The sequence below is a fragment of the Kitasatospora sp. NPDC096140 genome (assembly GCF_040303045.1).
In the GTDB taxonomy this organism is placed as follows: Bacteria; Actinomycetota; Actinomycetes; order Streptomycetales; family Streptomycetaceae; genus Kitasatospora.
Genome location: NZ_JBEOUW010000072.1, coordinates 1 through 25,129, shown reverse-complemented (window position 1 = coordinate 25,129; position 25,129 = coordinate 1). Strand labels below are relative to the sequence as shown.

General features: G+C 72.9%; 18 protein-coding genes. 9 read left to right on the top strand and 9 right to left on the bottom strand.

Features of this window, described 5'->3' with window-relative positions; genetic code table 11:
- Positions 1–2,363: 2,363 nt before the first annotated feature.
- Positions 2,364–4,394 carry a tetratricopeptide repeat protein gene (locus ABT048_RS39755; protein WP_350526525.1) on the top strand — a complete coding sequence of 677 codons (2,031 nt, stop codon included), beginning with the start codon at positions 2,364–2,366 and terminating at the stop codon, positions 4,392–4,394.
- A gap of 70 nt (positions 4,395–4,464) precedes the next feature.
- Here the strand turns inward: ABT048_RS39755 and ABT048_RS39750 are convergent, their stop codons facing one another.
- From ABT048_RS39750 to ABT048_RS39735, 4 genes are all read right to left on the bottom strand, one after another.
- Positions 4,465–5,643: an endonuclease domain-containing protein gene (locus tag ABT048_RS39750; RefSeq protein WP_350526524.1), complete on the bottom strand. Its 1,179-nt coding sequence runs from the start codon at positions 5,641–5,643 to the stop codon at positions 4,465–4,467.
- Positions 5,644–5,763: 120 nt separating this feature from the next.
- Complete coding sequence (locus ABT048_RS39745; protein WP_350526523.1) at positions 5,764–7,500, bottom strand: helicase associated domain-containing protein; 1,737 nt, start codon at positions 7,498–7,500, stop codon at positions 5,764–5,766.
- An 11-nt stretch (positions 7,501–7,511) separates the two neighbouring features.
- Positions 7,512–8,297: an ATP-binding protein gene (locus ABT048_RS39740; RefSeq protein ID WP_350526522.1), complete on the bottom strand. Its 786-nt coding sequence runs from the start codon at positions 8,295–8,297 to the stop codon at positions 7,512–7,514.
- Positions 8,298–8,471: 174 nt separating this feature from the next.
- Positions 8,472–10,001: a TnsB C-terminal domain-containing protein gene (locus ABT048_RS39735; RefSeq protein WP_502894134.1), complete on the bottom strand. Its 1,530-nt coding sequence runs from the start codon at positions 9,999–10,001 to the stop codon at positions 8,472–8,474.
- A gap of 332 nt (positions 10,002–10,333) precedes the next feature.
- On the opposite strand from ABT048_RS39735, the gene ABT048_RS39730 reads away from it, so the two are divergent.
- Both ABT048_RS39730 and ABT048_RS39725 read left to right on the top strand, forming a co-directional pair.
- A complete protein-coding gene (locus ABT048_RS39730; protein ID WP_350526520.1) occupies positions 10,334–10,768 on the top strand; it encodes a hypothetical protein in 435 nt (144 codons plus the stop codon).
- Between the two features lie 2,092 nt (positions 10,769–12,860).
- Positions 12,861–13,100, top strand: a complete 240-nt coding sequence (locus tag ABT048_RS39725; RefSeq protein ID WP_350526519.1) for a hypothetical protein — start codon at positions 12,861–12,863, stop codon at positions 13,098–13,100.
- A gap of 456 nt (positions 13,101–13,556) precedes the next feature.
- Here the strand turns inward: ABT048_RS39725 and ABT048_RS39720 are convergent, their stop codons facing one another.
- Together ABT048_RS39720 and ABT048_RS39715 are read right to left on the bottom strand one after the other, a co-directional pair.
- Positions 13,557–13,814 (bottom strand): hypothetical protein, encoded by a 258-nt coding sequence (locus ABT048_RS39720; RefSeq protein WP_350526518.1) that lies wholly within the window; start codon positions 13,812–13,814, stop codon positions 13,557–13,559.
- 564 nt (positions 13,815–14,378) lie between these two features.
- Positions 14,379–14,633, bottom strand: coding sequence for a transposase (locus ABT048_RS39715; protein WP_350526517.1), 255 nt, complete (start codon positions 14,631–14,633; stop codon positions 14,379–14,381).
- A gap of 116 nt (positions 14,634–14,749) precedes the next feature.
- Here ABT048_RS39715 and ABT048_RS39710 point away from each other — a divergent pair, with 116 nt between their 5' ends.
- Positions 14,750–18,166 carry an ATP-binding protein gene (locus tag ABT048_RS39710; RefSeq protein ID WP_350526516.1) on the top strand — a complete coding sequence of 1,139 codons (3,417 nt, stop codon included), beginning with the start codon at positions 14,750–14,752 and terminating at the stop codon, positions 18,164–18,166.
- Between the two features lie 108 nt (positions 18,167–18,274).
- On the opposite strand, the gene ABT048_RS39705 is transcribed toward ABT048_RS39710, so the two are convergent.
- The 3 genes from ABT048_RS39705 to ABT048_RS39695 all read right to left on the bottom strand — a co-directional run bounded on the left by ABT048_RS39705 (position 18,275) and on the right by ABT048_RS39695 (position 20,450).
- A complete protein-coding gene (locus ABT048_RS39705) occupies positions 18,275–19,198 on the bottom strand; it encodes a TIGR03619 family F420-dependent LLM class oxidoreductase (protein ID WP_350526515.1) in 924 nt (307 codons plus the stop codon).
- 98 nt (positions 19,199–19,296) lie between these two features.
- Positions 19,297–19,980 (bottom strand): hemerythrin domain-containing protein, encoded by a 684-nt coding sequence (locus ABT048_RS39700; protein WP_350526514.1) that lies wholly within the window; start codon positions 19,978–19,980, stop codon positions 19,297–19,299.
- A 17-nt stretch (positions 19,981–19,997) separates the two neighbouring features.
- The gene (locus tag ABT048_RS39695) at positions 19,998–20,450 is read right to left on the bottom strand and encodes an FtsK/SpoIIIE domain-containing protein (RefSeq protein WP_350526526.1); all 453 of its coding nucleotides are present in this window, start codon (positions 20,448–20,450) and stop codon (positions 19,998–20,000) included.
- Here ABT048_RS39695 and ABT048_RS39690 point away from each other — a divergent pair.
- The 5 genes from ABT048_RS39690 (at position 20,421) to ABT048_RS39670 (ending at position 24,539) form a co-directional block, all read left to right on the top strand.
- Positions 20,421–20,810, top strand: coding sequence for a hypothetical protein (locus ABT048_RS39690; RefSeq protein WP_350526527.1), 390 nt, complete (start codon positions 20,421–20,423; stop codon positions 20,808–20,810). The genes ABT048_RS39695 and ABT048_RS39690 overlap by 30 nt on opposite strands.
- Positions 20,807–21,106: a transposase family protein gene (locus tag ABT048_RS39685; RefSeq protein WP_350526513.1), complete on the top strand. Its 300-nt coding sequence runs from the start codon at positions 20,807–20,809 to the stop codon at positions 21,104–21,106. Before ABT048_RS39690 ends, ABT048_RS39685 begins: the two co-directional genes overlap by 4 nt.
- Positions 21,107–21,354: 248 nt before the next feature.
- Positions 21,355–21,687: a hypothetical protein gene (locus ABT048_RS39680; protein ID WP_350526512.1), complete on the top strand. Its 333-nt coding sequence runs from the start codon at positions 21,355–21,357 to the stop codon at positions 21,685–21,687.
- A 6-nt stretch (positions 21,688–21,693) separates the two neighbouring features.
- Positions 21,694–21,915: a hypothetical protein gene (locus ABT048_RS39675; RefSeq protein ID WP_350526511.1), complete on the top strand. Its 222-nt coding sequence runs from the start codon at positions 21,694–21,696 to the stop codon at positions 21,913–21,915.
- A 137-nt stretch (positions 21,916–22,052) separates the two neighbouring features.
- On the top strand, positions 22,053–24,539 hold the full coding sequence (locus tag ABT048_RS39670) for a pectinesterase family protein (RefSeq protein WP_350526510.1): 2,487 nt from the start codon (positions 22,053–22,055) through the stop codon (positions 24,537–24,539).
- Positions 24,540–25,129 lie beyond the last annotated feature (590 nt).

The following is a 25,129-nucleotide window of genomic DNA, read 5'->3' as shown; positions in this document are numbered from 1 at the left end:
GGGGGCGGAAGCCTGCGGCTTAAGCAGGGCCTGGCGGCCCTGCGGCGGTGCTGACGCACCGCCAGGTGCGGGGGTGCCGCCTGGCGGCGTCACCGTGGGTAGTTTTGCCCGAGGCTGCGCCTCGGGGCCCGGCTGCGCCGGGCGGGGTGGCTGGGGCTGATTCGCCTGCGGCGAATTGGTGGGTGTGGGGCGGCCCCTGGCGGGGCCTCAGGTTTGGTGTGGTTGGCACGGGCCTGCGGCCCGCCATGAGGGGCCGTTGACGATGTGGCGCGAATTGCCGGTGAAAGGCTCTCCCCTGACGGGGAGGCGGGTATCCGGCGTGAGGCCCGTTGACGATATGGCGTGAATTCCCCGGGACAGCACTAAACCCCGGGCCGGGGGCGCCCCTGGCGGGGCGTCGGGGCTGCGCCCCGGCGACGTCGCGGCGGTCGGTGCCGGCGCGGTGCGGGTGCCGCAGTCGCCGGGGCGCAGCACGGCACTGAGGCCGGACAGGGCCGGGGAGCGCCTCCGGACGGCTGCGCCGGGCGGGACGGTCACCACCGCCCCGGCGGGCCCGGAAGGGGCGCAGCGCGGGCCCTGGAAACGCGCTGGGGTGTCACCGGCAGAACCGCACCGGGCTGCCACCGGCACGGCCCCTTGCCGGGCACGCGGGACCGTCTCCGGAAAAATGCCGTTCCGGGGCGCTTCGAATCCGGGCACAGGCGCGGTTGATTACGGGTCGGCGAACCCCGCACCGTGAACTTCCCGAGCAGGCACGAGTTCCCGTCCTCGGAACTCCCTGATACGACACCAGAACCGGGCCTTCCACCGGTCCGGAACTCCTCACCCCTAACAGCACAAATCCCGCCCACAATAACCGGCCACGCGTCGGTGAACCTATCTCAGCCACCACACCACCAGAAACACGGTCACAACACCACACAGAACAGGGCGCAGCACAGGGCCACCACGGGAGCGCAGCACCGTCCGAGAATTCGAGGAAATGGGTGCGGGCCTTCGGCGAGGGGGTCGGGGCCTGGCGGCCCCTTGGCGGGGGTTGGGGGTGTCGCCTGCGGCGTCACCGTGGGGTAGGGGTGGGGTCGCCTGCGGCTCCCCGCGGGGGTGGTGAGCGGGCCGGCGCGGTGCGCGCCGAGGACGACGGCCAGGCCGTCGAGGACGTCGGCCGGGAGGCGGCGACGGCGGGCAGGACGGCCGGGCCGGGGCGGCACCGGAGCGCCGGGGCGGCGGGGCCCGGGCCGGGGCGCCGAGGTCACCGAGCGGGCCGGGTAGCGGGGCAGCACTGCGGGACGGTGTCCCAACGTCCCAGGCCACGGGCAAGGCACTGCCACCTGGGGAACCGGGGTGGGACAGTCCCACCCCACCCCCGGGGGCAAGGACACCACCAGCAAGCGCAGCAAGGCCGGCCGGGCGGGGGCTGGACGGCGGCGAGCGGGACGGGCAGGGGGCCAGGGGCGCCGCGGTGCCGACGCGCGGGAGCGGGCCGGGCGGCCAGGACGACGAGCGGAGACGGCGCGAGCCCCGGCTGCGCCGGGCCAAAGCAGCGCGACGGACCGCGCGGAGCGGCGGGCGCGCAGGGACGGCGCGGCGCAGCGGGCAGGGACGGCGCGGCGGAACGAGCGGGCGGGGGCCCCGGCTGCGCCGGACCAAAGCAGCGCGACGGACCGGGCAGCGCAAGCGCCGAGGAAGGGGACCCGGGCGGCCCGGGAAATACCACCGGAATAGCAGGCAAAAAAACACCCCGAAAACACCCCTGAATTCCCGTGACCATTCCCCGGACCCGGAACCACCCCACACGGGGCCTACGCGGGGTGCGACGAACACGGAACGTGAACAACACCAGGCAGCAGCCACCACCCCCACACCACCCCCGAACACCACTCAGGACCGACCACCGGACCACCCAACCGACCAAAACACCCCCGAAACACCACCAGGTCACACCCGGGCGCCGGGCAGCGACCCGAGCGACCCAGGCAGCAGGCAGCCGACCCGGATGCACTCCGGCCGATTCCGGCCGCAGGATGGGGTAGTGGGCATCCTCACCGGTGGTCACCAGGCCACCAGGCCGTCGGCCGGACCGCCAGTCCGCTCAGCGCGCCGTTCGGGCGGCTCATCCCGGCCGGAGCAGGTCGGCGGCTTGGCGGAATCGGTGTCGTCGCGCTTCGGGGCCGGGGATGATGGACAACGGCCAACGCGCAACCCGGGGACGGCGGATGACGCAGGAAAGCACAGACGGGCAGGCGGGCGTGCCAAGGCAGCGGCGAGCTCGCCCGGCTGGTCCCAGTAGCCCCGGGGCTCGTTCTGATGCTCCGTCTCGGGACTCTGGCGGGTTCCACACCCGCAACCGGGTCGACGGCAGCACCGTGAACGGGAATCTGATCCAGGCCACGACCGTGCACATCCACCCCCAGCCCGCCGCGGGCGGCCACGAGACCGCGGAACGCGGCCGGCCCGGCAAGCCGATCAGGCAGTGGGACCCGCTCGATCTTGAGGTCCACCCGGCCGGGACCGACCGGGGCAGCGCGCAGCGGGCCGGCACCCCTGGTGCGTTGCCCGGGTACGTCCCCCGCGCGCATGACCGCGAGCTTGGTACGGAGGTGGCCGAAGCCGCCGGGGGCCGCAGCCGGATGGTCGTGCTGGTCGGCTCGTCGTCGACCGGCAAGACCCGTGCGTGCTGGGAGGCCGTCCGGCCGCTCGCCGAGGACGGCTGGACGCTGTGGCACCCGTTCGACCCCACTCGGGCTGAAGCCGCGCTCGCGGACCTCGAACGGGTGGGTCCGCACACCGTGGTGTGGCTGAACGAGGCCCAGCACTACCTCGGTGATGTCCGGTACGGGGAGCGCATCGCCGCCGCGCTCCACGGCCTGCTGACCGACCCCGCCCGGGGCCCGGTACTGATTCTGGGCACGCTGTGGCGGGAGTACGCCGACGAGTACGCCAAGCTCCCCGACCCGGGTGCTCCGGATCCCCACAGCAGGGTCCGCGAGCTGCTGGCCGGCCGCATCGTGGACGTCCCCGAGACGTTCGACCGCGACGCGCTCGACGCCGCCGCAGCCCTGGCCGCGCGCGGCGACGCGCTGTTGGCCGACGCACTCACCCGTGCCGCCGCCCACGGCCGGGTGGCACAGGACCTCGCCGGTGCCCCCGAACTCCTGCGCCGCTACCGGCACGGTAGCCCTGCGGCCCGGGCTCTGCTGGAAGCCGCGATGGACGCCCGCCGCCTGGGCGTCGGCCTCCACCTCCCCCAGGCCTTCCTCACCGAAGCCGCCACCGACTACCTCACCGACCACGACTGGGACCAGCTCACCGACAACTGGGCCGAAGCCGCCTACGCCGACCTCGCCCACCCCGTCCACGGCAAACAGGCCCCCCTGCGCCGTGCCAACGCTCGCCCCGCTCGCCACCAGCCAGGCAGCCCAGGAACCGCGCCTGCGCACGGCCCGGCTGCGGAGTCGGCGTTCCGCCTCGCTGACTACCTTGAGCAACATGGCCACCGCTACCGCGAACGGCTGTGCCCGCCCGCCTCCTTCTGGCACGCCGCCCACAGCCATCTCACCGAACTCGGTGATCTGGAGGTTCTCGCCCATGCCGCCGCGGACCGGCGCCGCTTCCGCATCGCCTACGGGCTGTTCCAGCGAGCGGAGGAACTCGGCAGCGATGTCAGACTCCACCTGGCCGACGTTCACTTCGAGATCGGAGATCTGCGGGGAGCCGAACAGCTGTATCGCGAGGCGGTAGCGGACGGCCAGCACGCCGCCCTCGACCTCCTGGGCAACGTGCAGGAAGAGCTCGGGGATATCGCTGGCGCCGAACAGACGTACCTCGCTGCCGTCGAAGCGGGCATCGAGCACGCCGATTTCGCCTTGGCTTTCTTCTGGGAAGGCGTCGGAAACCTAGAGGGTGCGGAGCGCATCTTCCAAGCCAAGCTGGACGGCGGCCATCTGTACTCCGCGTTCCACCTGGCGCGGCTTCGGGCGGCCTCGGGCGATCCGGCAGGAGCCGAACAGATATACCGGGACACGCTTGGCCACATCGGCCCGCGCGCGCAGGTTGATCTCGGCATTCTCCGAAACGCGGCCGGAGACACGGAAGGCGCCGCACAAGCCTTCCGCGACGCCGCCGCCGCAGGCGACGAGGCCGCCGCGATTTACCTCTCTGAGCTCAACCAATCACCCCGGAATCTGCAGACTGTCGAGCGGGAGTTCCTCAACGCTGCCGGCACCGACCCCTCCCTGCTGAACGAGCTGGCAGCACTGCACACCGCAGCAGGCGACGCCACGGGCGCAGCAGAGCTGTACCTGAACGCCGCCAACGCCGGCAAACTTCTCACCACCACCCCGTGGCGCTACGGACTGGAACCGGACGGCACCCCCTCGCCACCCTGGACACCCTGATCAAGAGGTACGGGGCAGGCAGCAGCGGGCCCAAGTCCTTTGCCGTGCAGACCTGTTCGTGCCCTGGCGCTCAAAGCACCCCGGACTCGACTGCCCGGGCCAGGATGTGCTCTGCCTCAGCCGCCGTCAGACGTAGGCAGGAAGAGCTTCTCTGCCCGAAACAGCGGACCGTGCATTCATATCCGCTGTCGGCGACCTCGGTGACCGACACGCACATGTGCATCGGCACATCGCATCCCTGAAGACCGCGTTCGAGGTGAAGGTGGCGGCGCAGTGCGGCGAGTCTGTGGTGGGGTGGCAGGGTGCGGTGGGTACGGCAGCCGTTGCAGTTCAGGAGGTGCTGCACGCTGCCGTTGCGGGCGAGGAACTCCTTGCCTTGGCCTTCCATGGTGTTGCAGCTGCCGCACAGGGGCCCGCGGATCAGGCCGTGCTCGTGGCAGTGGTCCCAGGCGGCTGCGGGTCGGGCCGGTTCGCAGATCGCGCACAGGAAGTCCTCGGCCCGCGGTCCGCGTTCTCGTACGCCCGCGTAGGGGGTTCCCGCCAGTTCCTGCCGGTAACGGCGCAGGCCCGCGGCGGCGCAGGCGGGGCAGAGCACCTTCCAGCCGTTGGTGGTGGATGTGTGCCAGGTCGAGTCCGTGCTGTGCGCGCCGCAGGTGCCACAGACGCGGCTGTCAGCGGCCAGTGCGGTCTCGGCCTCCTCCCACTGGTCGAGGACGAGCGTGAGGGTGCGGGGGATCAGCCACGTGTCGTGCGACCAGACCAGCGTGGGCACAGGAAGCACGCAGGCGATGGAGTGGTTGGCACAGCGCTGGAGCAGAGCTTCGGGGGTCAGGCCGCAGGGAAGTGCCCACCCCTCGGAGCGTCGCTGGCAGAAAGATGTCCCGCACGGGCAGCCGTTCTCCATCCGCGTATCGAAGCCCGCGTGGTCGGTCCAGTTACGGATCTGTTCTCTCCAGCCCGTGCGAACAGGTGCCGTCGGCTTGGGCTTGCCGGGACCGTGCGGTCGTGGGTCGACGAGGTCGTCAGGATCCCAGGGCAGCGCGGCGATCGTGCGCCCGGCCGCGCGGACCTCGGATTCGTCGAACTGCCACCGGTTGGCGAGCTTGTGGGCCCGCACCGGTACATGCCCGAAGAAGACGAAATCGTGCTCGGCGAATCGCTTGCGCCGGAACTGCTCGGGCACCATCGGGACCAGGCAGCCACGCATCTCCTCGGCCAGGCACTGCACGGCCAGCTTTTGACTGATCACCCGGCCAGCCTGCCACCCGGCTCTGACAATGGGGCCCAGTGGTCGGTTCAGGCGTGGTGGCACAGCCGTGGAGCTCTGTTGGGCGAGCCGTCGCAGCTGCGGGTCGTCTTCCGTCGTTCGTCAGTGGGGTTGCGGCGGGATGGCCGTCTGCCAGGCTCCGAGGGCATCGAGCAGCGCGGTCTGTTGGACGGTGTGTGCGCCGGTGGCGGCGAGGCGGTTCTGCTTGCGTAGCCAGGATCCGGGGCGGAAGTGGGGGTCGTTCACGTGGCCGGTGCGGTTGACCGGGCCGATGAGGCTGCCGCCTTCGGCGAGGTAGGCGGTGAGGCGGCGGTAGGAGCGGTTCCAGTCTGGCTCCAGCTGCCAGAGCGAGTCGAGGGTGTCCAGGGCGTGGTGCTGGTGGTCGGTCAGGCTGGCGGCCTTGCGCTGGCGGCGCATCCAGGCGCCGATGGCGTAGCCGTCCAGCGTTTCCTTGGCGGGGATGGCGAGGTGGCCGGTGCGGGCCGCCCAGGCGCGGGCGTAGGCGTGGCCGCGTTCCCAGGCGCCTGCATTCTTCGACCAGATCATGTCGAGTGCGTCGAGTTCGGTGATGCGGGCGGGGGCGAGTTCGCCACGGCTCTTGAGGTGGCGTTGCCGGACGATCCAGGCCATCAGGGCGCCGTCATGGTCGGGGTCGGTGGGGTCCATGTGGTGGTGCTGGGCGTGGAAGGCGGCTGCTGCGGTGTACATGCGTTCCCACTCGCGCCAGCGCGTGCCCTCTTCTTGGAGCCGGCGGCGCCGGTGGGCCGTGCCGGCCACGTGTGGGGGCACGTCGGGGACGTCGACGAAGGCCGTCCAGTCGGGGCCGTCCGGCAGTGCCGCGGGGAAGGCGTAGCGGGCTGGGCGCTTGGCGGGGTGGGGGTGTTGGGGTGGGCGCAGTCGGCAGTGTTCGGCGTTCTGCAGCAGGGGTGCCAGGGCGTGTTCGGGCGGGGCGAGGAGGCGGGTGCCGGCGGTGGTGAGGTTCAGGTACTGGGTGGCGGTGTCCAGCAAGGGACGGGCCCAGGGCGGGAGTTCGTAGGTGGCGCAGCGGGCGGGGGTTCGGCCGTGGCGCGGGGCGTGGAGGGTGAGGGTGGCTTGTCCGTGGTGGTAGTCGGCCGGGGTGGCGGTCGCGAGGTGGTGGAAGGGCGCTCCGGTGACGAGGGCGGTGGCGAGGGCTGCGGCGTGTTGGGGGTGGGCGAGACGGTGGATGCGCTCGGTGGCTTCGTTGAGGAGGCGGTCGGGCGGCGGCAGTGGCAGGCGGTCGCTGCTGGCGGGGGCCGGGGAGCAGGTGCAGAGGGGTTCGGGGATGTCCGACAGGGCGAGGCGGGCCAGGGCCGGGATGGTCAGCCAGCCGAGGCTGGAGGCGCGCGGGATGGGCGGCAGCGGCGCGCTCGGCTGGGGGCCGGGCAGGGCGTGCGGGGGCAGGCCGGTGGTGGTCGTGTGCGCGGTCGCGTGCAGGGCCGCGGTGAGGGCGGGTGGAGTGGTTCGGTGGCAGACGACGGTCAGGTGGATGCCGGTGCGCTGCTGCAGGTCCAGCAGGAGGCGCCAGGTTGTCGGGGCGAGGAGGTGGGCCCGCAGGACGGTCAAGTGCCGGACGGAGGCGGTGAGGATCCAGGCTGTCGCGGCCGCCCACAGCCGGCCGGGGGCTCTGCTCCAGGGGCCGGGTGGCGTGTAGGGCTTGCCGAGGGCGGCGAGGAGGTCGAGGGCGAGGTCGTCGGCGCGGGTGGTGCCCGGGGTCGGGTGCACGGTGACGCGGCCGGCAGCGGGGTCGTGAGCGGCCAGCGCCGCCCTGGTGCAGGCCGCGTCGTCGCTCGGGTCGAGAGCCAGGGTGATACCGGGCACCGGGCGCGGGTTCACGTCTTGATGCCGATGCGGGCGTAGACCTGGCACAGCAGCTGTTCGTCGATGTGGCTGCGGCCCTGGGCGGCCAGGCCGTCGGTGGCGAGTTTGGTGATGCGGGCCCATTCGCGGAAATTGCCGTGCGCGGCCTGTTTGTCGACCAGGGCGATCAGATCGGGGTCGACGCCGTCCCACAGCGGGTGGAAGGCAGGGATGGTGGCCAGGACCTCGGGCAGGGTGAGCGGGTGAGCCTGCTGCCAGATGTATACGCGGGAGGCGAGCATCGGCTCGCGGCGCAGCACCTTGGCGCAGTCGTCGCCGCCGGCGAAGACGACGGCGATGTCGGTTGCGGGGTCGTCCCACAGGTATCGCCAGTACTCGAAGCACTCCCTGGACATCCACTGGGCCTCGTCGCAGACCAGGACGTGGAAGCCGCGGGCCAGGGCGTCTTTGAGGACGGCGTCGAACTCGATCGGGCGTGCGGGAGGCTCGCCGGGCAGTCCCAGGGCGCGGAAGAGCTCGTGGCGGATGTCGCGTGGGGTGGGGCGGGCCCGGAAGGCGATCCGGTAGGAGTTGTGCGGTGCGAGCAGGCGCAGCGAGGCGTTCACTGACAGGGACTTGCCGTTGCCGGCCGCGCCCGTGATGCACATCATCGCGCGGGCCTCCAGGGTGGCGGCGATGTTGTCCCGGGCGGTGCGCAGCGCCTCGGTGGCGACCGTGCAGGCGCCTTCCAGGTGCAGGTAGTGATCGGCGCGCTCCGGCGGCAGCATGCCGGGACGAACAGCGGGTGCGGTGGTCACGGCGGGCTCCTACAGGGCTCAAGAGAGGGGAACGGACCGGCAGGCGGGGCCGGCGGTCCGAGAGGGGCTATGGCCCGGCCGGCCGGGCCGAAGCGGTCGGCGGGGCTTGAACCGGCCGTTGGCGGAAACGGGTTGCGACTGCGGTGTGTGCGGGCTGCGGCCGTGCGGTGCGGTTCAGGCCGGCGCTGCTGGGGCCGCTGGGTCGCCGTCAGCGCGCTCGGGCCCGGCGGGTGCGGTGGTGCGGGGCAGGACCCATCCGTCCGGGACCGGGGCGTGCGGGAGCAGACCGGGCAGGGCCAGCGCCTGGAGGTCCCGGCCGTCGGCGGCCGCGAGCTCGGCGTCAGCCTCGGCTGCGGTCAGGGTGCCGAGCGGCCGCGGCGGGGCCGGGGTGGTCGCGGCGGCGAACCGCCGGCGGCGCAGCTTCTCCGCGGCCTTCAGGTCCGCACGCAGCCGGCGGGCGGCGGCGGTACGGGCCGCTCGCAGAGCACGGACCTGTTCCGGGCTCGCCTGCTCCGCGAGATGAGCGGCGCCGAGGTGGTGGCCGGTGGACGCGTCGAAGACCTCGATCTCGCCGTCGTGGTGCGGAAGGTGGCGCAGGCGGACTTTCGTGCCGGTGTGGCCGACCATCCACGGGGCGACGTAGGGGCGGCCTCGCCAAGAGATGCCGTTCGTGGTGATCGTGCGGGTGCGGCCGTCGTCCTCCAGGGCGAAGAACGCCAGGTGCTCGGGTGGGACGTCGCGCAGCGGCGTCGGGTCCGCGTTCCACGCTTCGGTGGGGGTGCGGCCGCCCAGGCCGGACGGGTGGTGCTCGGTGTTCCACCAGCGCACCCACTCCAGGAGCAGCGCGACGAACGCGGCGAACGTCAGCGGTGGCGCGTCCGGATCGGCGAGCCTGCCTCCGGTGAGCCTTTGGCGGTGGGTGTAGCGCGGGAGGGAGACGAGGAACATCTCCTCCACTGCGTCGTTCAGCGCCTCGACCGTGCCCTTCAAGTGCGGGCTGTAGGCCGGCAGGTCGTGCACAGGGACGGCGAACGCACCAAGCGCGGCGGTCACCGTGGTGCACAAGAACTCCTTGCCCCGGTCGACGCGTACCAGGGCGGGCAGGCCGCCCACGGGTCCGAACGGTTCGGTGCGGGTGATCGAGGTACGCAGCGCGGCCAGCACCGCGTCCCTGGACGGGGCGTGCGGCGTCACCGCCACCCCGGTGATCATCTTGGTCGCGCAGTCGATGAACCAGGTGATCCACGGACACGCCAGCTCGCCCTCGACATCGACCTGCACCGGCACGTGCTTGTGATCGCCCTCCCAGCACGCGTTCCTCCAGGCTGCGGGCCGTTTCCCGAACACGTCATGCGCCCGCCGGGCCGCCTCCCCGCCTCGCAGACCCGCCCGCTCCCCCACCGACAGATCCCTGCGCACCGCCCGTTGCAGAGCCGACAGCGACAGCACCGGCGTTGCATCAGGGTCATCCGCTGCACGCGACAGCAGTTCACGGTGGACAGCCGAGACATTGCCTCCCCAGAGAGCCAGCAGGCGCCGGATTTCCGGGGTGACGGTCAGTTGCGCGCGGGGGCGCGGCGAGTACCGGCCTTCCTTACGTGCTGCGGCGATCCAGTACCACACCGCCCGCACAGTCACCCCGACAGACAAGGCGACAAGACGCACATGAGCCGTGGTCAGCTCGCCCCGGCCGTCCAGATCCATCAACCGGGCCACCACGGCTTCCCGGTCCGGCACCGGCCCGAGCGAATCAGGAACTACCACCACACCCCCAAACTGCTGAAGGGCACGAGTCCGCTGACCTCGGCGGACTCGCTGTCGGCAGCAGGCTGTCCCCCAACGCCTGGACACATCCCGACACGCCGCACGACAGCACACGATCGAAGGGAACCTCCGCCGCCGATGTTTCACCGGACGCCGAACCTCGGAGCCGTCACCCCAGCATCGACCTGGGCTTCGGCCCGGAACGTTCACCGGCCAACTCGGCACACGATGCCGGATAGACCAAAGACGCCCGGACACGCAACCATGCCCCGGTGAGCGTCATCATCAAGTACTTCGCTGCACCAACCCACGAGGCCGCAGCCACGGTCGTCGGACCCGGCCCTGACGGGATCTTCGAATCACGGACATGGGGCAACTTCGATCCCGAGGAGGCCATGATCGTGTGGGAGAGTCTCCTGACCGACCGGAGCTTCGACAACCTCCTCGATGATGGCGAGCCCGAAACCGTCGCCGACCCCGATGACGGCCAGGGGCCCGTCATCCTCGCCGCCTCCCGCACGCTCCAGGCAGCCCTCGCCGACACTGATCATTCCCAGCTCCTCCAGACCAGCCGGCTCTGGGTGGAGCAACAGGCATCGGAAGGCGCCACGATCGACCAGGACACTGCCAAGGCAATCCTGGAGTCCCTCGCCCAGCTGGCGCGCAGCATCGAACACGGCGACCGCCTGTACTGCTGGACCACCTGACAACCCGCGCCTGCCCGGCACAGGCAGCAGAACCACGTGCCGACCCCGTGATAACGACCGGCGTCGGCCTTTCACCGCGCTACAGCGGAACGCTTCACCACGGTCCCGGCCCCACCGTTCACCACACCCCACCCCGAAACAGCCCGTCACCAGCCACAACACATCACACCGAGCTGGTGAGCAACCACGCCGAGCCCAGTGAAAGCCAAACGCCGATCATTAGCGGCAGTGCCGGCGCGGCGCGGGTGTCGCAGTCGCCGGGGCGCAGCACGGCACCGGGGCGGGACAGGGGCGCCCCCGGACGGCTGCGCCGGGCGGGACGGTCACCACCGCCCCGGCGGGCCCGGGAGAGGCGCAGCGCGGGCCCTGGAAACGCGCTGGGGTGTCACCGGGAGAACCGCACCGGGATGTCACCGGCACGGCCCCTTGCCGGGCATACGAGACCGCCTCCCGGAATCCCTCACCGGAGCGCGCCGAATACGGGCACAGCCCCCGATTGACTGCGGGTCGGCGAACCTCGCACCGTGAACTGTCGGAGCAGGCCCAATTTTACCCGCCCCCAAACTCCCTGATACGACACCAGAACCGGCCCTTCCACCGGTCCGGAACTCCTCAACCCGAACACCACCAATCCCGCCCCCAATAACCGGCCACGCGTCGGTGAACCTTCCTCATCCACCACACCACCGGAAAACACGGTCACAGCACCGCACAGAACAGGGCGCAGCGTCGGGTGCAGCGCTGCCCATGAACTAGGCGCAGCACCGTCCGGGAATTCCGGAGAAAGGGGCGGGCCTTCGGTGGGGGGTCGCCTGCGGCTCCCCTGGGAGGTGGTGGGTTCGGGGTGGTGGAGGCGGGCCTGCGGCGGGGGCGGGATGTGGGCAAGGGCTGTGCCGGGGGCGGGCCCGGCTGCGCCGGGGCGGTGCCGGGCCTTCGGCGAGGGGTGGTGGTGTCGTGCTGTCGCGATGCGGGGGCGAGAGGCGGGATCGGGGGCATCCGTGCTGGGAAACGACGCGACAGCACCCCCGGGGCCGACAGGGAGCGCGACAGGCACCGCCCGGCCGGGGGCCGGGGCCCGCGGCCCCCGGGAGGGGCCGGGGCGGGGAGTGCCGGCGCGGTGCGCGCCGAGGACGGCGGCCAGGCCGTCGAGGACGTCGGCCGGGAGGCGGCGACGGCGGGCAGGACGGCCGGGCCGGGGCGGCACCGGAGCGCCGGGCGGCGGGGCCCGGGCCGGGGCGGGGCGCCGAGGTCACCGAGCGGGCCGGCTGGCGGGGCAGCACGGCGGGGCGGTGTCCCAACGTCCCAGGCCACGGGTGAGGCACTGTCACCTGGGGAAACAGGGTGGGACAGTCCCAGCCCCTCTGCCCTGTCCCACCCCCGGGCACGGCGAGCAGAACCGAACGGCGGCACCGACGCCCGGGGCAGGGAGGGGCGGGTCGGCCGGGCGGGCGACGAGCGGGGCAGGCGGGCGCGGGGCGGGGCGGCCAGGACGACGAGGGTGTCGGCGCGGGCCCCGGCTGCGCCGGGCCAAAGCGGCGCAGCCGGGCCAGGCGGGCACGTCGAGAACGGACAGCGCCGGGGCGGGGCGGCGGGCGGGCAGGGACGGCGCGGCGGAATGAGCGGACGGGGCCCCGGCTGCGCCGGGCTAAATCAGCGCGACGGACCGGGCGGCACGAGCGCCAAGCAGGGGACCGGGAGGGCGGCGGGCGGGCACGTCGAGAACGGACGGCGCAAGCGCCGAGGACGGGCCCGGGAGACCCGGGAAATACCACCGGAATAGCAGGCGAAAAAACACCCCAAAAACACTCCAGAATTCCCGTAGCCATTCCCCGGGCCCGGAACCCACCCCACACGGGGCCTACGCGGGGTGCGACGAACACGGAACGTGAACAGAACCAGGCAACGACCCCGCCCGGCCAGACCGCCCCGGACACCACCCCGGGACCGACCAGCGGACCACCCAACCGACCAAAACACCCCCGAAACACCATCAGGTCACACCCCTGGCGGGCTGGGCAGCGACCCGAGCGACCCAGACGGCAGGCAGGCACCCCGGATGCGCTCCGGCCGATTCCGGCCGCAGGGTGGGGTAGTGGGCATCCTCGTCGTCATCGAGCACCCGGATCAGGCGGACCAGATGGTCGCGCACGCGGCCGGCACCGACCCGGACGCACCCGGCGACCCGCTGCCGACGACGGCCTGCGGCCTTGACACCACCGGCATGATCATGAACCCGTACCAGCCGCCCGGACCCGGCTCACGCTGGTACCCGCCCTACCTCCTCCCGCACGTGTGCCCCCGCTGCGACCAGGCCGTACAACGGACACGATGAGCCCGACGGGGCACCCGCACGGCTCGATGGTGCCCCACCCCCGCCGCCCGCGGCGAGGCCCGCGGCCCGCCCCTGCCAGTCCGCCTTGTCATCCCCGGGCCACCGGAACCCAAGCGACACCAACCCGCACACCCCCGCCACGCGAGCGGCCGGCACCAGCCGGACACGAGGAAGCAAGGCCCAGCGCAGCGCCCGACCACACCGACCAACGCCCCAACCCACCCACCACAACCACAACCAGGCAGAGGCCCAGGAAGGTAAGTCGGCACGGTGAGTTTCCCTCCATCCCCTGGCTGGCCTGCGGAATCGGCCCTCGACCGGCCGGGGCGGCCGGAGACCGAACCGAACCACGGACCGAACCCGCCCCGGACCCCCGAACCGAACCACGAGCCGAACCCCCGGCCGAACAGCCCGGGCCCTTGAAGCGCTGACAACCAGTCGACGGGATGGGCGGCGTCACGTCCGGCGGTGGCGTCCGGTGGGCCGGGCCGGGCCGCCGGGCAGGGGCAGGTCGACGACCGCGGGCACGTCGACCAGGGCGGCGACATCGCTCGTGATCGTGCCGCAGACCGGACACGCACCCGGCGCCGCCGACACCCCCGGCCCGGCCAGCACCCGGAACATCAGCAACGTCCGCGCGCACTCCACACAACCGAGCGGCCCCGCGCCCAGCTCCGGGCGCACCTCCACCCGGCCGAACCCGAACTCATCCATGCCCGGGTTCAACGACGCACCACCTTGCTGAACACGGGGCCACACGACCGTCCCCGGCGGCCCGGCCGGGGACCACGAAGGCCGCGAGGCCGCCGGGCAGGGCCCGCCAGCCAGCGCCGCAGGCCACCCCGACCCGGCAGCGCACCACCACCCCACCCCCACCACCAGGAGGACAGGGGCGCGTAGAGAGGGATGTCGGCTTTTCCCGCCACCTTGGTGGGCCCTGTGAGCTGCACAGATGCCACCCCGCGCCCGGGCCGGGGGTGCCGGCATCAGGAGCCGCATCAGGAGTCACAGCAGGAACTGCACCGGGAGCTGCATCAGGAGGCCAGAGAAGGGCCCTTCCCCGGCCTCCCGGGGCCGGACCGCAATCCTGGGGGCCGGACGGCGCGTCAGGGCACGATGGCCGCCGTCAGGGGCCGCCCGTGGGGCATCGGTCAGCCAAGGGGGACGGTGCCGGATCCGGTCGGCGTCGACAGTCCGGCCGGGCCGGGGAGGCCTGGCGGAGGATCACCGCGGTCCGGCCCGACCGGGCCCCGGGGGCGTCCGATGTTCGCCGGACGCTCACCAACCATCACGGCCCCGCAGGGCACAGACCCCTGCCAGCCGGACCGTCAGCTCGACGATGCGCTTGGCCTGCTCTTTCTCCTTCGCGCGCAGCCGCGCGAGCTCCTCGCGCTCGGACTCCTCCACCGGCCCCGTCCCGGCCTCCGAGGCCTTGCGGGCGGCGTGCACCCAGTTCTGGAGTGTGGCCTCGCGCACTCCCAGGTCCCGGGCCACCTGCGCGGCCGGCTTCCCGGTCTCCAGCACGATCCGCACGGCCCCTCACGGAACTCGGCGTCGTACGTGCGTCGCTTCCCCACCCTCAACTCCTTGTCGGGTCACGACTCCACGCTACGAGGGGAAGCACACGTGCCGTCTACGATGTTCCCGTCATGATCGTATTGAAGGTGCTCGGCCCGTTCCGGGTCGAGGTCGACGGCCGCACGGTCGATACCGGCGGCCGGCTCGCCCGCATGGTCCTGGTCCAACTGCTGCTCGCCCGCGGGGCGGTCGTGCCCACGGAACGGATCATCGAACGGTTGTGGCCCGAGCGCGTCCCCTCCAGCGCACAGACCTCGCTCCACGCCTACATCGCCCGTCTGCGGCGCGTCCTCGAACCGGACCGGGCACCACGCACACCCGCACGGCTGCTGGTCAGCGCCCCCTACGGCTACGCCCTCGCCGTCGGGCAGGACGCGGTGGACGCCTGGGTGTTCGAGGACCGGGTCGCGGCCTGCTCGGCGGCGGAACTGCCCGCCCACGCCGCCGCCGAAGGCCTCGCCGACGCACTCGCCTCGTGGGGCGGACAGCCGTACGCCGAGTTCTCGGACGAACCGTGGACCGCCGGCGAACGCGCCAGGTTGGAGGAGGTGTACCGCACCGCCCGCGAACGCCTCGCGGCCGCACGGCTGGGCTGCGGCCAGGCCGCCCAGGCCCTCGCCGACGCCGGCACGCTGACCCGGGAACAGCCGCTGCACGAGGAGGGCTGGCGGCTGCTTGCCCTGGCCCTGTGGGCCCGCGACCGCCAGGGCGACGCGCTGGCCGCGCTGCGCCGGGCCCGGCACGTCCTCGGCGAGGAACTCGGCGTCGAGCCCGGGCCCGCACTGCTGGAACTGGAGCAGGCCCTGCTGCACAAGCGCCTGGACGTCCTCCACCGCGCGACCGGCACACCCGCCGCGCCGGGCACCGCCCTCGCGCCGACACGGGGCACGGTCGCCACCGTCGGGAGCCGCAGCGGGACCGGGAGCCGGAACGGGGGCCGGAACGGGGGCCGGACGCCGACGGTCCTGACGGCCGACCGGCTGCTCGGCCGCGACGACGAACTCGCCGAGCTCGCCGCCGCGGCCGACCGGGCCCGGGCCGGCCGCGCGCAGGTCGTCCTGGTCTCCGGCGAGGCCGGCATCGGCAAATCCAGCCTCCTGGAGGCCGCCGTCCGTCAACTGCCCGAACAGGGCTGGCTGGTCGGCACCGGACACTGCCCGGAGACCGAGGGCGCCCCGCCCGGCCGGGCCTGGTTCGACATGCTGCCCACCCTGGCACAGGCCGCACCACCCGGCCCCTACGCCGATGAGCTCGCCCCGCTGCTGGCCCCCGGCACCGCGAGCGACACCGGACAACCGGACGGCAGCCCCGCCCGGCGCTTCCGACTGCACAAGGCACTGCTCGGCTGGCTCCGCGAGACGGCCCTGCGCCGCCCCCTGGCGATCGTGCTGGACGACCTGCACCGCGGTGACCAGGAGAGCATCGAGCTCTACCTGCTCTGCGCCGAGCAACTGCGCGACGTCCCGCTGCTCCTGGTGGGCTCCTACCGCACCGGCGAGGGCGACCTGACCGGCGCCCTGGCACGCCTGGCCGCCTGGTCGCCGCTCCGGCTCGCCCTCTGCGGACTGTCCGACGCCCAGGCCGTCGAACTGCTGCGCCGCGGCGCAGCCGGCATGAGCGACCACGCCGCCGTGGCCCTGGCCGAACGCGCCGGCGGAAACCCCTTCTACCTGCGCGAGAGCTCGTTCCTGATGGCCGGTGAGGGCGAGCAGCAGGCATTGGCCCGCGTCCCGCAGGGCGTCCAGGACGTGCTGCGGCGACGCCTCGCCCTGCTCGCCCCGACCGTCACCGCCGGGCTGCGGCTGGCGGCCGTCGCCGGACGCGAGGCCGCGGTGGCCCTGCTCGTCCACGCGGCGGACAGCGACGCCGACCAACTCCTCGACGCCCTGGACGCCGGCGTCACCGCCGGACTGCTCACCGAACCGCGCCCGGGCACCGTCCGCTTCACCCACGCCCTCGTGCGGGACTCCCTGGAGGGCGACCTCACCCGCCTGCGGCTGGCCCGGATGCACTCCCGCCTCGGCAGGTCCCTGATCGCCCTCGGCTCCGACGACGTCGCCGCCACCGCCCATCACCTCCTGCGGGCGGCCGCGGTCGTGACCGCCGACGCCGCCCCCGCCCTTCACCACGCCCGGCTCGCCTGCGAACAGGCCGTGCGCCGCTACGCCCCCCAGAACGCCGAAGCCCTCCTGAACGCGGCCCTCGGCCTGCTCACCGACCACCCCGCCGCCTTCGCCGACCAGGACGCCACCCTGCTGCGGGTCGCACTGCTGGGCCAGCTGGTGGACTGCCGGATCCGGATGGGCGCCGTCGTACCCGCCCGCGAGGCACAGCTGCAGGCCATCGGCGTGGCCCGCGCGGAAGGCCGCAACGACCTGCTGACCGCCGCCTACACGGCATGGACCGAACCGACGCCCTGGCGCGTGCGCGCCTACGCCGCATTCGACCCCGAGGCCGTCGAGGAACTCGGCAAGCTCCTGGAGAACCCGGGCCTGGCCGACCGGCAGCGGTGCCTGCTCCTCGACCAGCTGGCCGACGCGCTCGACGACGCCGACCCCCGTGCCGTGGCCGTGTCCCGCCAGGCCGTCGAACTCGCCCGGACGGTGGGCGAGCCCCGACTGCGCGGCCTGACGCTCTCCTCGCTGCTGCGCCGCGTCGACTGCGAACTGGAGCCCGCCGCCTACCTGGAGCTCCACCGGGAACTCGCCGAGGTGGCCGCCGCCCAGGACAGCCCCGAGTACTCCTGGATGACGAGCTACATCGCCGCCCGGATCGCCGCCGGCCGCAACGACCCGGCGGAGATGGAGCGGTGCCTCGTCCGCGCGGACGAGATCGCCCGCACGTACGAGCTCCAGGGCGCGTTCGCGGTGGCCAGGCTGCGCGGCGCCATGGTCGCCATGGCCCAGGGCCGCTTCGACGACGCCGAACAGGCCCTCGGGTCGGCGGTGGCGGAGCTGCGCGCACGGGGAGCGGTGGACCTCAGCTCTCTGGCGGCCCTGGCCATCGGGTGCATCCGGCTGCAGCAGGGCCGGCTGGACGAGGTGCTGGCGATGGTCCTCGCGGTGTGGGAGCAGTACCAGCCGCTCAACGAAGCCATGACCGCTCTAGCGCTGCTGGCCGCGGGCCGTACCGAGGACGCCCGGGACGCCTTCGGCCGCCGGGTGCCGCTCCGACGCGACTTCGCCTACTCCGTCCTGGCCGGGCTGCGCGGCCGGGCCGCCATCGCCCTGGACGACCGGGCGGCCGCCGACGAGGTGTACCGGGACCTGCTGCCCCTGCGGGCTCTGGCGGGCGGCGCGAGCAGCCTGAGCATCGTCTTTCGGCCCGTCGCGCAGAGCCTGGGCGACCTCGCCCGGTTCCTGGACCGCCCCGAACAGGCCTGCCAGCACTACCTCGAAGCCGCGCAGGTGGCGGCCGCCTGGGACTCCCCCCACTGGGCGGACGCCGCGCGGGCAGGCCTGGACGCGCTGCCGCCGGCGTCCGCGTAGCGGCGCCCTGCCCGCGTCGGTCGGTGCTCGGCCCGGCCGACGTGGCGGAGAGGACGGCGCTCGGCCGGCACGGGGAGGTGACGGCCCGGCCGGTGCGGGACGGCGCGGTCAGCCCGGGACGGGCTCGGCCAGTTCCGCCATGAACGCCGCCGCCAGGTCGAGGAACTCCCCGGGCGAATCCGTCGTCAACTGGAGGTCCACCAGCACCTCGTCGTTCCCCGCCCGGCACATCACCCTCAGGTGGTCGCAGATCTGGCGCACCGTCCCGCGCTCGTGGACCTCCGAGGGATCCGCCTCCGCCGCCGTGACCTCGGGGTTCACCCGGAACACCCGGCGCAGCCCCGCCGGGTCCCGCCCCGCCCGCTCGGCGGCCTCCACTGCGACCGCCCAGAGACCCTCGAAGTACGGCAGCGGCATCGAGGCCGCGAGCCAGCCGTCCGCGCGCCGGCCGACCCGCTCCAGCGCGGGCGGGGTGAAGCCGCCCAGCAGGATCGGCGGCCTCGGCCCCTGCACGGGCTTGGGCAGGACGGTCGACTCGGGGACGGTCCACAGCCGGCCGGTGTGGACCACCGTTTCGGACCGCCACACCGCCTCCAGGACGTCGAGGGTCTCCTCCAGCCGTGCGCCGCGCTCCTTCCAGGGCACACCGGCGGCCTCGTACTCCTCACGCATCCAGCCCAGCCCGAGGCCCACGTCCAGACGCCCGCGGCTGATCAGGTCGAGGGTCGTCAGCGCCCGGGCGAGCACGAGGGGCGGCTGCCACAGCGCGTTGAGCGTGCTGCTGCCCAGCCGCACCCGCTCCGTCGCCGTGGCCGCCACACTCAGGGCGAGCAGCGGGTCGAGGTGGGTGCCGTACCGGACGGGCATCGGCTTCCCGCCGGCGTAGCCGTCGGGAGGGGTGAGCGGGGCCAGGAGCCGGTCGGCCACCCAGAGACTGTGGCAGCCCAGCGCCTCCAGCGCCGCGCACATCGCGGCACTGCGGCCGGGATCGGCGAACGGGCCGAACTGGGGGACGGAGAATCCGATGCGCATCGGTGGGAGTTCCTCGATCGGTACGGTGAGGGCGGGCACCCGGTGACGGGCACCCGCAGGAGGGCTTCGGGGAGGGACGGTCGCCGGGCGACGGAACGTCAGGCGCCGGTGCGCCGGCCGCGGATCCGGTCGGTCTCACGGCGGTACTGCCGCTGCCCCAGCAGCCTCCACAGCACCCGGGCCGGAAGGGGCAGCCGGCCGAGGAACTCCCGGCGCTCCTCGGGCGAACTGTCCTCCAGGATCGCGCCCAGCGCGATCATCAGCCGGTCCCGGGGCGTCTCGGCCAGACCCCGCTCACCCACCGCGTGCCACTGCCGCTCGTTCACGTGGAGCGCGACCAGCGGCATCACCTCCCGCTCCTCCTCGTCGAGGTGGGCGCACAGCTGCCGGTGGTGCCGGCGCAGCGCCTCGACGAGCTCGTCCCGGTCCTCGCGCAGGGCCTGCACCTGCCACCGGTCCATGACCGCCTGGACCGCGGTGATCCCCTCGTCCAGCTCGCGGTGCTGCGCCTCCATCTCCAGGACCTGCTCGGCGTCGAGGTCCAGGTGGGGCAGCAGTACGGGCCAGAGCACCTCGTCCTCACCGGTGTGGTGGGCGTGCAGGCCGACGGCGTACTGCCGCCAGTGCTCGGCGAGGATCCGGGACCGGGCGGTGTCGCCGGGCTGCGCGTCCTGGACGAGTTCGGCCAGCAGGCGCGACTCGCGGCGGAACACCTGGTGGATCATCGCCATCTCGCGGGTATAGGGGTGGACGGGGGAGAGGGACGTGTTGCTCGAAGTCATGACCCCCAGTCTTCGGATCACGGTTGCAGGGCACTTGCACCCGACTTGCCCTGGAGGGCCAAGGTCGCCCGTCCGGTCCCGGGCTCGGGTGGTGACACGGTCAGGACGAGGGGGCTCCCGGGGGTGCGAGGAGGTCTGGGTCGACGTCGAGGGGGGCGAGGAGGTCCCTGAGCACGCGCCGCGAGCTGAAGTCGCCGTCGGTGTTCGCGAAGGTGGCGATCTCGGCGGCCAGCCGGCACGCCACGCCGGGCAGCAGGGCTCGCGCGGTCGCCGCGTTCGCCGCTTCGTCCTCGGACCCGAAGTAGGGGTGGAAGGGCAGCGAGTTGGCGAGGTCGTCCTCGAGCATCGACGCATACGCCTCCTCGTCGAAGGTCCAGCGCGAGGATCAGGCTGCGCAGCAGGGTGGACTTGCCGGTCTGCGGAGCGCCGGCGACGCCGATGTGACCGTCGGCGCCGGAGAGGTCAGCCATCAGCAGGTCGCGCAGCTGCTCGAAGGGGCGGTCCACCATGCCGAGCGGCACCCGCAGTGCGCCGCGCAGCCGAGGGTCGGCGGTGCCGAGGCCGCGCTCGGGGTCGGGCACGACGCCGAGCAGCAGTTGGTCCAGGCTGGGCGGGGTGGCCAGCGGGGGCAGCCAGACCTGGCGGGCCGGCGGGCCGGCGTCCTCCAGGCGAGCGACCAGGGCCTCCGACAGGCTCTCCGCACTGTCCTCGGTGGTGGCCGGATCGGCGGGCCGCTCGCGCAACGCCTGCTCGGCGAGGGAGACCAGGGCGGCTCCTCCTCGGCGCGGGCGGAGGAGAGCGGTCCGCGCTGCTCCAGGCCAAGGCGGTGACCTCGCGGGCGGGCCGCTCGGTGAGGACCTGCGTCAGACTCCGCATTCCCGCCCTGGCCGACCTGGCCTACACCGGCGCCGGCGGAACGTTCGCCGTCCCGGCCAGACGCAGGCCAGGCAAGGAGCTCACCGCGGGCCAGAGATCGCTGAACCGGGCCCACGCCCGGTTCCGGTACCCGGTCGAACGAGGCGTGGCGACACTCAAACGGTGGCGGATCTTCCGCCATGCCCGCTGCAGCCCGAACTGGCTTACGTCAGCGGCCAAGGCCGTCCTCACCCTGGAGCTGCAACGCTGAAAGAGCTCAGTCGATACGTACTACCAGTGCACAGAAGCCCGGCAGGAGGGAAAGTCGAGTAGCTGGACGATCAGCACCAGGAGCTCAGGCCGACGTCAGGAACAGCGCCACCCGGCAGCGCCCGGCACCGCGCTCACCACCCGACGGCCCTGACAGCAGGCCGCTGCACCGCCGGGCTCGACACCGCCGCGCTCACCCCTCCGTCCATGTCCGGCAGCAGCAGACGTGCCTCACGCGGACCCATTCCCGTGGACGTAGCCACCTTCGAGGACCTTGACGAAGACGTCCTCGCCGAGACCGCCGCCGAGGCCCGCGTCTTCGGCACCGATCCGGCCCACGCCGTCGACGAGCTGGTGCGCGGCCTGTACGGGCGGCTGGCCCACTGGCAGCACGCGATCGGCGAACTCGGCCGCCGGCTCACCACCGCCGCGCAGGACCGGCCACTGCCCGAGTGGGCCGCCGACACCGGCCGCACCAAGGACGTCCGCTGGCGCCGGGCCCGTCGGACGCTGTTGGAGGCCGTCGCCCGTCACCACCACGGCGCCCTTCCAGCCGGACCTCTGGAGGACCGGCCGTGGTGATCACCGGTGCCCGCCGACTGCTTCGCCGTCACCGAGGAGGAGCAGGGTGGGGCACTGGTCTACCGCTGGATTCTCAAGCCGGGCTGCACCGTGCCGCCGGGGCAGCACGTCTTCGCCGGCCAGTACAACCACGCCACGGGTTTGCGCGATCCGAAGGGCGACACCTACCGGGTGGACGCCCAGGACTCCGCCGCCGCGGTACGGGGCGGCTTCGTTCTCTCGCACTGACACCGTCCGCCATCGAGGGAACTGCGGTTGCCGGAAAAGAATTTTGCGCGGGCGCGGCAACCTATCGCCTCGCGGCGGCAACTGAGGGGTGATCGGTCCCGCGCTCCTGCGGGCCGCTGCTCCCTAAGGACGAGCCGTTGCCAGACCAGAACCGCCCCTCCCACCGCCGCCGGCCGGCGACCCGCCGGGTGCTCGCCACCGCCGGCGCCCTCGCCGTCGTAGGCGCCGCCGTTCCACTGATCGCCCAGGCCGCCATGCCCGCGAAGGCCCGCACGCTGACGGTGGCCTCCGACGGCGGCAAGTACCGCACCGTGCAGGCCGCGGTGGACGCCGCACGCCCCGGCGACCGGATCCGGATAGCCAAAGGCACCTACCGCGAGGTGGTCCACGTACCGGTGGACAAGACCGGAATGACCATCACCGGCGCCACCGGCAACCCCGCCGACGTGGTCATCAGCTACGGCAACTCGGCCGGCAGTGCCAAGCCCGGCGGCGGCCAGCTCGGTACCGAGGGCAGCGCCACGGCCACGTTCGCCGCCGCGGGACTGACGGTCGAGAACCTGACCGTCGTGAACTCCTTCGACCGGGCGGCCGCACACCCCGGCACCCCGACCCAGGCCGTCGCCGTAGCCGCCGAAGGAGACCGCCAGGTCTTCCGCAACGACCGCATCATCGGCCACCAGGACACCCTGCTCACCTGGTCACCGAACGCCACCGCGCAGACCCGCCAGTACTTCGTCGGCGACTACGTCGAGGGCGACGTCGACATGATCTTCGGCAACGCCACCGCCGTCCTCGACCACGCCACCATCCAGGCCGACGACGACGGCGCCCCCGCCGGCGGCCTCAACGGCTTCCTCACCGCTGCCAACACCGACGCCTCGCACAAGTACGGCCTGCTGATCACCGACAGCACGGTGCGCTCCACCGCGAAGGACAGCACCTACTACCTCGGCAGGCCCTGGCACCCGACCGACTCGTCCGTCGCCCAGGTCGTCATCCGCAACACGGTGCTCCCAGCCGCGATCAAGAGCACCACCCCCTGGACCGACATGAGCGGCTTCTCCTGGCGCTCCGCGCGCCTGAGCTCGTACGGCAACACCGGTCCGGGCGCCGGAGCGGGAGCCGAGACGGGCGGCGACAGCCCGCAGCTCAGCGCCGAGCAGGCCGCCGCCCTCACCGCCCGCGCCTACCTCGCCGGAAGCGACGGCTGGAACCCAGTCGGCCACGCCCCCTCGACCGGCTCCGGCTCCCCGGTTCCCGCCGGTATGGCCACCGGCGACACCCGGCACGTCACCGAGCCGGTCCCGCCCACCACCACCTGCGCCGCCGTGCCCGCCACCCTGACCATGACCGCCCGGACCACGCACGCCTCGTCCGAGACCACCCCGCCCGACACCGCCCGGATCCAGAAGGCCCTGGACGGCTGCGCCCAGACCGGCCAGAACACCGTCGCCGTCCGCCTCCGAGCCGGCGACGGCGCCCACACCGCATTCCTCACCGGCCCACTGACCATCCACCAGGGCGAAGTGCTGCTGCTGGACAGCGGTGTCACCCTGTACGGCTCGCGCAACCCCGCCGACTACCAGCAGTCCGGAAAGCCCAAGTGCGGCACCCTCGCCTCCTCCAGCGGCGGCTGCAAGCCGCTGATCCACGTCGAGGGCGCCAACGCCGGCATCGAGGCCATCCGCGCCGCCGACGGCAGCCAGGGCCGGATCGACGGCCGCGGCGACCAGACCATCCTGAACACGGGCACCAGCTGGTGGCAGCTCGCCACCGACGCCCAGAAGGCCGGTTCGAACCAGAACAACCCCCGCCTGATCCAGGCGGACAACTCCGACAACTTCACGCTCTACCACGTCGACCTGCTCAACTCGGCAAACTTCCACGTGGTCTACAACGGCGGCAACGGCTTCACCGCCTGGGGCGTGCGCATCAAGACCCCCGCCACCGCCCGCAACACCGACGGCATCGACCCGGCCGGCGCCACCAACGTCACCATCACCGACTCCTTCATCATGGACGGCGACGACGGCATCGCCATCAAGGGCGGCAACAAGGCCAGCAGCAACATCACCGTCAGCGGCAACCACTTCTACGGCACCCACGGCATCTCGATCGGCAGCGAGACCAGCAGCGGCGTGACCAACGTGCTCTTCCGCGACAACACCCTCACCGGCACCGACGCGCTCGGCAACACCAGCGGCTCCAGCGCCGGCATCCGGATCAAGAGCTCTCCCGCCAACGGCGGCAAGGTCAGTGACATCGGCTACCTGAACACCTGCCTCGACGCCGTGCGCGCCCCGCTCGTCTTCGACACCCACTACTCGGGCGGCAGCGGCTCCAACACCCCCTGGTTCACCGGCATCACCGTGGACGGCGTCACCGCCACTCACTCTCCCAGCGGCGCCAAGTCCACCCTCGTCGGACTCGACCCGGCCCACCCGCTCCAGGTGACCCTGGAACACCTCAACCTCGACGTCACCACGGCAACCGCCGCCAACGCCCACATCAGCGCGGCCGACACCAACCTCCACCCGTCCGGCTCCGGTGTCACCGTGACGCCCACCAACAACCCGGGCACGGCCCCCACCTGCACCTTCCCCGCCTTCCCCACCTTCTGATCCCCTCGACGACCGGGCCATCCGCCCGCTCGACCGAGGCGTTCCCCCAAAGGCCGGACAGCCCGCCGGATCCGGAGGATCCGGCGGGCTGTCCGCGCGCCCACGCGCGAAGCACAGCGAGGCGAAGCGAACACCATCCCGGGTACTCTCATGCGTCACGGCATGGGACCGCCAAGGTCGTCAAGCCGCGACCACTCGGCGCTCGCGGCCCAGGAAGGTTGCCAGGAGTAGGCACCCCGGCCGGGATCGTCGGCTCTCGGCCGCTGTGGCCCTGACGAGACCATTTCCGCCGTCGCGACCGAGCTGAGGGCCGACTACCGCCTTATCACCACTGCCATGGTGAGCGGCGATCACGAGTGACGGGCAAGCAGGGAGCTTCACACCGGCCCGGGGCAGCGCGGATCCCGGCCGTGGACGGGCCAGCAGGTCGAGGCGGCGGCCTGGGAATGTGTGTGCGCCCGGCCCCTGGAGGGGCCGGGCGGTGTGTGTGGGGAGGATCGGGTCAGGACGTGGCGACCGCGCCGCCGGGGATCTCGGCCCAGGTGCTCCACCGGCCGACGTTGTAGTCGGCGTCGATGGTGTAGACGTGG

Coding starts and splice junctions, on each gene's coding strand:
- ABT048_RS39735 (WP_502894134.1), bottom strand. CDS start 10,001: ATGGATCTGGACGGCCGGGGCGAGCTGACCACGGCTCATGTGCGTCTT.
- ABT048_RS39720 (WP_350526518.1), bottom strand. CDS start 13,814: ATGGATGAGTTCGGGTTCGGCCGGGTGGAGGTGCGCCCGGAGCTGGGC.
- ABT048_RS39710 (WP_350526516.1), top strand. CDS start 14,750: ATGATCGTATTGAAGGTGCTCGGCCCGTTCCGGGTCGAGGTCGACGGC.
- ABT048_RS39705 (WP_350526515.1), bottom strand. CDS start 19,198: ATGCGCATCGGATTCTCCGTCCCCCAGTTCGGCCCGTTCGCCGATCCC.
- ABT048_RS39700 (WP_350526514.1), bottom strand. CDS start 19,980: ATGACTTCGAGCAACACGTCCCTCTCCCCCGTCCACCCCTATACCCGC.
- ABT048_RS39695 (WP_350526526.1), bottom strand. CDS start 20,450: ATGGCTGACCTCTCCGGCGCCGACGGTCACATCGGCGTCGCCGGCGCT.